The organism is Nostoc sp. LPT (assembly GCF_017115165.1).
Lineage (GTDB): Bacteria > Cyanobacteriota > Cyanobacteriia > Cyanobacteriales > Nostocaceae > Nostoc.
In genome coordinates this window covers 1-5,422 of the sequence record NZ_JABXKF010000084.1, presented here as the reverse complement: position 1 = coordinate 5,422, position 5,422 = coordinate 1, and the positions used below count along the sequence as shown (strand labels likewise).

The 5,422-nt window shown below is 41.0% G+C and carries 3 protein-coding genes; 1 reads left to right on the top strand and 2 read right to left on the bottom strand.

Annotated elements, in window-relative coordinates:
- Positions 1-140: 140 nt before the first annotated feature.
- Positions 141-1,823, bottom strand: a complete 1,683-nt coding sequence (locus tag HWQ58_RS18130) for an iron uptake porin (protein WP_292865385.1) — start codon at positions 1,821-1,823, stop codon at positions 141-143.
- Positions 1,824-2,078: 255 nt separating this feature from the next.
- On the opposite strand from HWQ58_RS18130, the gene HWQ58_RS18125 reads away from it, so the two are divergent.
- The gene (locus HWQ58_RS18125) at positions 2,079-4,457 is read left to right on the top strand and encodes a hypothetical protein (protein ID WP_292865382.1); all 2,379 of its coding nucleotides are present in this window, start codon (positions 2,079-2,081) and stop codon (positions 4,455-4,457) included.
- 80 nt (positions 4,458-4,537) lie between these two features.
- Here HWQ58_RS18125 and HWQ58_RS18120 read toward each other — a convergent pair whose 3' ends face one another.
- Positions 4,538-4,732, bottom strand: a complete 195-nt coding sequence (locus HWQ58_RS18120) for a hypothetical protein (protein WP_292778303.1) — start codon at positions 4,730-4,732, stop codon at positions 4,538-4,540.
- Positions 4,733-5,422: the final 690 nt, after the last annotated feature.

Here is a 5,422-nt window from a genome sequence, read left to right as displayed (position 1 = left end):
ATAATTATCTGTCTCGCCCATCTCTGCTTCCTAAATATTAGACCTGAATCCTTACGAAAAACCCAAGGACAATTGTGGAATAGGAAAAACTGTTAATACCATGAGAAGCCGCAGAGGCTTCTTATTATGTGAAACTAAAACTAAAAACTAAAAGTACTCCGTAGAATGCCGATAGTAACTGAGTCACTATCTGGTGTGTTACCAGGCTGTATAAGATGAATTATTCCTGGTGTAATACTGATATTATCTGTTAGCTGGAAACGATAAAATGCCTCAATTTGAGTGGTAGTACCTGGTTGTCCACCTGCACGTCCTAAACCTGTATTGATAAAATCAGGGACATTATTCCCTATAGGTAAGTCGCTACTAGTGATTTTAGGAGGTTGACCGACATAAATTCCGCCTAAATTTCCTTTAGCAAATAAATCAGGGAAATTCAGAAACACCATATAATTTGTCGTTTCTACACTTCCTGATTGCCCAGGAATATAAGATTTAGTATAACCACCCCACGCACCTGCGCTAATGCGGGAAGAAATTTGCCAAGTCAGAGTCGCCCCCACGGCGTTAGTTTGCAGTGGTGCTGATTTTCCAGTAGTGGTATTAACTGTAGTTAAGCAATCATCACCAACAAAGGTTAGCAAACAACCATCCGAAGCGTAATTGTTAACGTAATATAAACTTAAATCTAGAGTATCAGTTGGTGTCAGCAGTAATTGCACACCTGTAGTGGTGGTTCCATCAAATAAACCGCTACCTTTACCGGGATTTCCTGGTTGATAACTAGTATAAATTGCCTGCAAACTAGCGCGTTTAGCAAATTGCCAATCAATAGCTATACCACCGTGACCATATCCCATATTTAAAATTGGGTTTCTTTGGGCAAAATAAGACAGTGGGCCTGTTGCAGCACTTTCCACCCGATTGGGGCCTCGGAAAGCATATGGCATACTTACGCCTTCTGTTCCTACCATTACTGCTAATTTATCTGTCACCAGCCAATGAAAATTTAGGTCACTTACAATCAAGTTATCTGTAGGAAATTCGTAGCCAAGTAAAACATCATACCGGGAAACACTATTGGTAAATCTAGGTGTAGTTTTTCCTTTACCATCTAAAAGACCTGTAAATAAATAACTACGGGGAGTGATTTGGCTAGTTAAATACAACTGCGCTAGGGATATAAGATTAATATTTGTCCCGGCATCATCTGTATCCTTTTGTCCATCTCTAGGATTAACATCACCACGATTGTTAGTTCGTCCTTGAATACCAACTATCAGTAGTCCACTGAGTTTAGTTGTTGTTGAGAATTGGTTGGCTTCGATTTCAGCAGTTTTGGCTTCTAAATTATCGACACGACCCCGCAAAGTTGCTAATTCAGGGGCAAATTCTGACTGTAATTTTTGTAATATTGCTAAATCTTCGCGAGTGACTAAATCGCTGGTGGCTGTAGTGATTAATTCGTTGACTCTATCTAAACAAGCGTTTACACCTGCTGCAAATTCATACCGACTTAAGGCGCGATTACCGCGATAGCTGCTATCTGGATAGCCAGCTATACAACCATAACGTTCTACCAAAGATTGCAAGGCTTGGAATGCCCAATCGTTGGGTTGTACATCCTTTAGTTGAGATACCGATGTAACTTGCGCCATCGGATTTTCTGGGAGGAGGGGGGATGAGGGAGATGAGGGAGATGAGGGAATAATATTATCGCTCTTAACTCCTAACTCCTGAGTAGTTCTTGTGTCTGTGTACTCTTGTGCCAGTGCTTTTTGTGCAACTCCATTTACTCCCGCAATTAGTAACCATGCGAGCATCCAGGTTTTGCGATGACTGCGGCTAATAAGTCTACCTTTCAATTTTTTACACTCTGCTCACATACTTAAGTGAAGAGTGTATTCGCGATCATCTAGGGTTCACATGGGGACATTTACGGATTTTGTCCCAAATTAGACTTAATGCTTCTAGGCAACTTTTGAAAGGGCGAGTATAACAGGGTATTGGGGAATGGGGACTGGGGACTAAGAAAAAGTTTCTCAATCCCTAATCCTCAATTCTCTAATCCCGAATCTATGGCAAATCGTTCACGCAAGCTGAAGCCAAAAGCCTCTAAACTAAATCAACCTCGTGCTGGTGCGATGAAACGCGTCGCTAAAAAACCCCAGAAAAAGTTAAAACGAAGAAGTTGGTTGTCGTCAATACTAGCGATGTCTACGACGGGCTACGCCTACGCAATTCTGTTAAGTAGTGCTAGTCTAATTATGGCTTTTGCCTGGATTAGTGTTCTCTTCATCTTCAATCCAGACGAGGTAAGCTGGCTAAATAAAATTTTACCTGGATGGGCACAAATCCCCCTTGGTAAACACGAACGCCCCCAAACTCTCAAACAAATTCAACTCGATCTGAGTAAAAAAAACCAAATATTTGGGGAAACTCTGCCTTTACATCAGGATGTGAAAACCTCATTTTTACTACCAGTTTTTCAACAACGTGCTAATTGTCAATCTGATTGTGAAGAACTGGCGGAACTCAGGGTTTACGAACGCTCAGAAGAGTTAGAGTTTAAATCTCAGTCAGAAAATTACTACTATCTAGCGACTCAATTACCTGTAACTGGCCCAGATGAATCCTTTGTGATTTCTTCTTTGCTTGATGGAACATTAGAACCCCAAGATATCAGTATTCCTCTACCTTTAACTGAAGTACAACGCTTTGAAGGTAAGACACCATCATCAGGCGTTTGGTTTGATTTGCGGGGTAAACGCCAACAAGGAACCGATTCTATCCGCTACGGTTACGTCGTATACTACAATCCAGAACGCACGAATTTACTACAAATGTTGTCTTGGACTAGTCCTAATGGACAATTGCCCAAATGGCAGCAGGTAACTGGTGACGCTACAAAAGAGTTAGTTGTCGACCAAACAGTAGGTTTAGAACCGCACTTACAGGTTTACCAAGTCAAGCCTTTGAAGTTGTTCCTCAAACCAATTCAATTGGAGGCGATTACCCTCAAATCATCAACCCTCAAGGATTCTGCATACCAAAATGCCCTATCAATTGCCCGTAGCGGATTGTGGACGCCAGCCTTTGAATGGTTAAAATTCATCAAGAAGCAGCGCAAAGGAATTTTACCTGAAGCGGCGCAAGCGCAAATGGATTTGATTCGCTTGCATTCCCAACTTACTAAAATTCAAGCCGAGAAAATTTGGGCCAGTCCTAGTCAAGAAGTGCTGGCAGATTTGATTGATGGTCGCTGGGAGAAAGCTTTACAGGTGCTTGAAGCGTCGCCACATAATGCCCAAGAAATTGCTACTCTACTCAAAGCTGATGAAAAACGGTTGTGGAATCGCACAGTGGCGGCGTTGCAGGTGAACCCAAATAGACGAGAGGTGCAAGCTTGGTTCGCGTTGATTTTAGCAGTTCAGCGGGGAGAAGAACACGCTAATTCTTGGTTAAAGGCGCAACCAAAAATTACAAAAGATAATCTTGCCTATATTCAAGGTCTGTTATCAAGACTCAATGGTAAGGGGACATCACAAATATCCTCTACTCACCCTAGTCAGATTGTTGGTACAGTGCAACTACTCACTCAAGTTACCAACACCGAATGGCTGCAACCAAATTCCCCAGCAGATTTGAAACTTACAGATAACCAAGTTTGGTATCAGGTGGAGGTAAGTGCATTTAATGACGGGAAACGCTGGCTAAATTTCCCTTTTGAGAATTTCAACCCACCGAAAACTGACGCCGCCAAATTTTTCTGGAAAACTTTGGGAATTACTTCTGACCCAGAAATCCAAATTGTAGTCTGGCTGCCTAACGGAGAACAAAAAATTACTATAGCCGCTATCAAAGCGGTGCAACTACAAGGTAAAGTTTTGCGCCTATTAGCTGCTGGCCCAAAAATTCCAGATAATCAAAACGATGTTCTCCAGCCCAAACCTTTAGCCCTGACCAATGCAGCACTAGAATGGGTGCAACCATCTCCCATTACTCTACGAGAACTGCATCAACAAAATCCCCAAGGGGTGAAGGTAATGCTATCGAGTCTGTGGCAATCTTTGCAGCAATCTGGCGAAGTTCCGGGTGGTGCTATTCCTAGCTTTGAACAGATGCAGGAAAAATTAGGTGATTGGCCCGTTCAAGTGATTGATTTAACAAATAATGCTCAACCAGAAATAATACTGACTATCTCACCAGAAGCAATAGCATCCTTGAATCAGCCAACACCTAAAATTCAGAGAAAAAACACAGAACAAGGCCGTGACCGGACTATAATTTTCTCTGATAGAAGTAAAATTATTTACACTGATTTTACAGGAAATTACTTACAAAGACTCTCTGCGATCGCCAAGCTTTCAGGGGTGCAATCCTTAGCTTTACTGGTAGAAAATGCTCATAACTACAGTTTGAAACGCTGGTCAGAGAAAAATCAGCGCTTTGAATAGCACACCCCTGACTCAAATTTCCTCTTTGACTCAAATTTAAATTAAAGAGAGGAAAAGCGATCGCTATCGACAAGACTGACTTATTCTTCTTTTTGGTTGGTTTCGGCTAGACGTTGGTGCTTCAGGTTTTCCAATTGCTGCAACAGAGAGTCTACCTCTGCTTGTAAATGCATCAATTTAGCTTGCTGATCGTCTTGATAATAAGACTTGGTTAACTTACTGACCCAGGCAGTCTGGGACTCGCGATCGGAAACGTTAGATAAATAAGTAGGCATTGCTAATTAAATCCACAATTTAACTCACACCATTAGAAATATTATAATAATGCTCTTTTAAGCTTTATTACATTATTGTATATTTTCAATCAATTACTCTAATGGATTTGGGGTTCAATCATAAAAGACGGTGATTATAATGGCTGTGTTCCAAAAAAAAACACTGACCCAAGTGTGTAAAGCTTCCTTCTACTGGACGGTACTTAGGAATAGTTAATTTATAGTCTGTCAATTATGGTTGTACAAACAATTATCGCCGTTTTTGGGGAATTTACGCAAGAAAGTATATGTAGACTATATCAAGAATTATGCTAAATCATGAAAAAACGTAGGGCGAAGCACTTACACTTGGCACAGCCTCTTTTAATCAGGGGAGTAGAAGGCTACATCAAAAAGAGACAGCCTCTTGCGTATTTTCCTAGATTAATTGAAGCGAATCGGGTGGGAAAATACATAGATATACTTGACTAAACAAATGCACAAAAAGCAGCTTTAACCACGGATAAATCAGAGTTTCACAGAGTTATGACGTAAGTCTCATATAGCAATCAGGTTTGATTCCTGAATTTACTTGCATGGACAGGGAACAGCGAATAGGGAATAGGATAGATAAGTACTGAGTCTTATTCAAAATCGGCGTTGCATAATAAAGGGATGAATTGAGGTGTTCTACTGTGTATTGTCCATACT

Coding starts and splice junctions, on each gene's coding strand:
- HWQ58_RS18130 (WP_292865385.1), bottom strand. CDS start 1,823: ATGCTCGCATGGTTACTAATTGCGGGAGTAAATGGAGTTGCACAAAAA.
- HWQ58_RS18125 (WP_292865382.1), top strand. CDS start 2,079: ATGGCAAATCGTTCACGCAAGCTGAAGCCAAAAGCCTCTAAACTAAAT.
- HWQ58_RS18120 (WP_292778303.1), bottom strand. CDS start 4,732: ATGCCTACTTATTTATCTAACGTTTCCGATCGCGAGTCCCAGACTGCC.